The organism is Acinetobacter sp. YH16038, from assembly GCF_013417275.1.
GTDB lineage: Bacteria > Pseudomonadota > Gammaproteobacteria > Pseudomonadales > Moraxellaceae > Acinetobacter.
This window is the reverse complement of sequence record NZ_VPEG01000033.1, coordinates 1-3,740: the sequence shown is the minus strand read 5'-3', so window position 1 is coordinate 3,740 and position 3,740 is coordinate 1. Positions and strand designations below refer to the sequence as shown.

General features: G+C 34.9%; 5 protein-coding genes and 1 pseudogene. All 6 read left to right on the top strand.

Features of this window, described 5'->3' with window-relative positions; genetic code table 11:
* A pseudogene (locus FTV34_RS13425) lies at positions 1 to 355 on the top strand (type IV secretory system conjugative DNA transfer family protein); the annotation flags it as partial.
* 10 nt (positions 356 to 365) lie between these two features.
* Positions 366 to 647: a hypothetical protein gene (locus FTV34_RS13420; RefSeq protein ID WP_005248700.1), complete on the top strand. Its 282-nt coding sequence runs from the start codon at positions 366 to 368 to the stop codon at positions 645 to 647.
* Between the two features lie 10 nt (positions 648 to 657).
* Positions 658 to 1,947, top strand: a complete 1,290-nt coding sequence (locus FTV34_RS13415; protein ID WP_015060274.1) for an LPD7 domain-containing protein — start codon at positions 658 to 660, stop codon at positions 1,945 to 1,947.
* A gap of 426 nt (positions 1,948 to 2,373) precedes the next feature.
* Complete coding sequence (locus FTV34_RS13410; protein ID WP_005248689.1) at positions 2,374 to 2,760, top strand: hypothetical protein; 387 nt, start codon at positions 2,374 to 2,376, stop codon at positions 2,758 to 2,760.
* Positions 2,761 to 2,770: 10 nt separating this feature from the next.
* Entirely contained in the window at positions 2,771 to 3,004 is a 234-nt protein-coding gene (locus FTV34_RS13405) for a hypothetical protein (protein ID WP_034686370.1), read from the top strand.
* 124 nt (positions 3,005 to 3,128) lie between these two features.
* Entirely contained in the window at positions 3,129 to 3,629 is a 501-nt protein-coding gene (locus tag FTV34_RS13400; protein WP_180070509.1) for a site-specific DNA-methyltransferase, read from the top strand.
* Positions 3,630 to 3,740 lie beyond the last annotated feature (111 nt).

Genomic DNA, 3,740 nt, shown 5'->3' with positions numbered 1-3,740 from the left:
CGATGAATCAGATCCTCTGGCCATGATTGCAGAAATGGAAAATCTGGTTGCAGTCGATGAACCAGAACAAGCGGAAAATCTAGTTGCAGCAGATGAATCAGATCCTCTGGCCATGATTGCAGAAATGGAAAATCTGGTTGCAGTCGATGAACTAGAACAAGCGGAAAATCTAGTTGCAGCAGATGAATCAGATCCTCTGGCTATGATTGCAGAAATGGAAAATCTGGTTGCAGTCGATGAACCAGAACAAGTGGAAAATCTAGTTGCAGTCGATGAAGGTCAAAACGGATCTATAGAAAATTCAGATATTGATGACGTTTATCAGGCGTTTTCAGACCAAGTTAATTCTAAATAAGGAAACTATCATGAAAAAAATCTCTCTTACATTAATCAGCCTTGCCCTATCTTTTTCAGTTGTGGGCTGTACTTCAAATAAAGCCGTGACCAGTCCTAATGGCTTTTCATCTAAAGCGGTTAATCAGCCTGACACTGTAAAAAACTATATGCAAAGCATAGCTGTATATCAGCAAAATAAAGATTTAAGCACTGAAACTGAAAGACAAATTGCACTTCTAACAGACAAATATATTCAAACCAAAATGATTATTGACGAAGCAGCACGTCGCCAAAATATTTCTAATCAATAAGGACTTGATCATGACTGAAGCAAACAAGGTCGATAAACCTAGTTTTAATAAAGAACAAACAGGCTATACCAAACTTGGCCAGACGTTAGAAACAAATCAAGCTGAAGTCAATTCGATTGAAAAAGCTGAAAATATAGATATTTCAAAAAGTACAAAAGGTATTAATCAAGATCCTGAAGAAACTAAGGTAACTGATACCAAAAAGCTAAAAGCTGATGACAGTAAAGAATCGAGTGAAGAAGGCATACCTAAAGCATTGCTCAATAAATATTATGTGGTAGATGACAAATATCACTTTAAAGGTAATCCTGAAAAAGTAGCTTTTGAAGATTCTGGAAAAGCTTTAAAAACCACAATTGATGATAAACATATTGCTGCTTCAATGGTGGAGGTAGCAAAAGCTAAAAAATGGGAAACAATACAGGTTAAAGGCTCTGAAGAATTTAAACGGAATGTATGGCTTGAAGCTTCAATGAAGGGCATGACAGTAAAGGGTTATGAACCTCGTGATATTGATCTAGCCTTGCTCAATGATATGAAAAAAGAACAAGGTAAAGAGGTAGTTCACAATACTATTGAAAAGGGTAATGAACGCCAGAAAGAGAAGCCTTTAAATGAGAAGGATAAAGTAGATCCTGCACAGGAACGGAAGGAAAAAATTAATAACCTGTCAGAACAGGAAAAAGCTTTACTGACAGTTTTTGATAAAAAAATGAAAGCTGATGGTTTCACAGAAAAGCAGCGCACAGCCAGTATAGACGTTGCGGTTGAACAGCTTAATCAGAAAAAAATGCACGTTGGAAAATTAGTAGATCATGGTGAAGCACCTTATAAGCATGATCCTAAAAATAACAGTAGCTACTACGCCACTATTGAAAATAGTAAAGGTGAAAAAAGTACAATCTGGGCGAAGGATCTGGAACGTACTTTGAAAGAACAAAATATCATTAAGAATGATGATATTGTCCTGACCTATAAAGGGTCTAACAAAGTCGAAGTGAATACTAAAGAAATTGATCCTAAAACTGGACTGCCAACAGGCGCAAGAGTTCAAACATTGGCAAATAAAGGGAAGTGGGAAGCTCAAAGCTTGAGTAAATTGAAAGAAACAACTGAAAAAGCTTTAACCAAAAATGATAAAACTAAGCTTCAGATTCAACATAATGCCGATATTCAAAATCAGAAATTTCATAAGCCAAAATTAACGGCTTATGATGCCAATGCTCCAAAACAGCAGCCAGTACAGCAGCCACAAGTTAAAACTCAAGAGAGAAATAAAAATAAAGATATATCTCGATAATCTAGGCCACGAAAACACCCATTACGGGTGTTTTTTTATATCCCGCTACTAGATCAAATGGGAGCAGTTTATTTTCTGCGGTCGCCATTTAAAAAGCACAGCTTTTTAAAGCTCACTTGAAAATCAACGGTAATCAGGGAAGGGAAAATTTAACTGATTGCACCAGTTCGCAAAGTAGACACTTTGCTCTGATATATCTGCTATGGATCTAGATTAGATAGGTAATATAGATGCCTGGATAAACGCTGCAGCTTGCAGCATTTATCCAAGCATCGGGATTAGACGTTTTAGAGATTATTGACCAGACAATAATATTGGCAGTCCATAATCTACAAAAACCAATAGAAGGTTAAACTTGGGATATTGCTTGTATTGTCCACCTGTGGACTATATAATCAAATTTAATCTGATTAAGGACGGTAAAGAATGACAAATGCAGATTTTAAACTGCTAGTTGAATCATTGGGATTTTACAACCCTGAAGCGATACGCGATTATTTCAAAGCTATAGGCTTTAATGAATCTATTAACGTCCGACCAATCCAATATTGGTTAAATGGTAAAAGTGTAGCTCTCAATATGCCGATTCCAGACGATGTGGTTGAGCATTTTAAGCAGCTTGAACAAATGAAAATTGAGTTATCAGGCCAAGAGAAATTTAAGAAAAATTGCTTTCTCTACAAAGATAAATATCTAATGTGGGAAAAATTCCCTGAGCTAGAAGGGCTACCTAGTACGTACCTTAATCAACTCATGGTTCTGGTGAATATGCTACATGGTTATAGGGAAATGCAGTATTGCACAAGCTACTAGGAATCATAGAATGAAAAATCAGGATCTTTCTATTGTCGAGCTAATTAGTAAACGCAATAAAATTGTCTATACGGTTTGCGGATTATTGGTTTTACTGACAATCTTATCTTTTGCCAGATACTTTCTGAATTTTAGTATCCTTTACCTTTTAATTCTGCTTATTCCATTTTTTGTATTGATGTATTGGATGATAAGAGTTACCGAACATATAAAAGATGAGAAAAATTTAAAAGAATCTTCTTAATGAAGTGAGTAAATCGTACAACTCATGATCTAGTCTAAGATCTGTTAGTTAAATATCTAAGATGAATGGGAATAGAATCGCATATAATTCCGCATTCACAAATTTTTAGCATCGGTAGTAATTCATGGATACAGCTCTAATTCAAACGCTAAATGGAATTCTTAAGCAGTTTCCAAAATTCTGGAATGGTAAAAATCTCCAAAGATCTCTCGTGATTGATGCAATTCAAAAAAAAGAAGTGGATCTTGTAAAAGCTCTAATTAGTAACGATAAGATCAAATCCATTTATAGTACCGATGTAGATGGCATCCTAATTTTTGATTTCGATAAGCTAATTAGTCTTTTGAAATATAAAGAGTATTGGGCTGATAGTTTTACTAAGTATCGTAATAAAGTAGGCTTAACTAGTTCTGGTAAATATTTAGATTATAACTCCGATGTTATTTTAGATTTCCCTTTTAAAGATTGTATACTAGAAGGTGGTATGAGAAGGGAGGATCACGGAAAAGATGAGATTTATTATAATGAGATCATTGCCCGTGATGAAATTGATCGATTATTTTCTCCAAAAGTATTAACGAATTCTAAACGTTATACGAAAGATGGTATAGAGATGGATCCGTAAATTTGAACAACTCCTATAAGTGATATTCTGCTCCTCAAATGATGTTATAAACATCAATATATGGAGTATTTTATGGCACGTAGACCAAGAAGAAATCATTCAAATGATTTT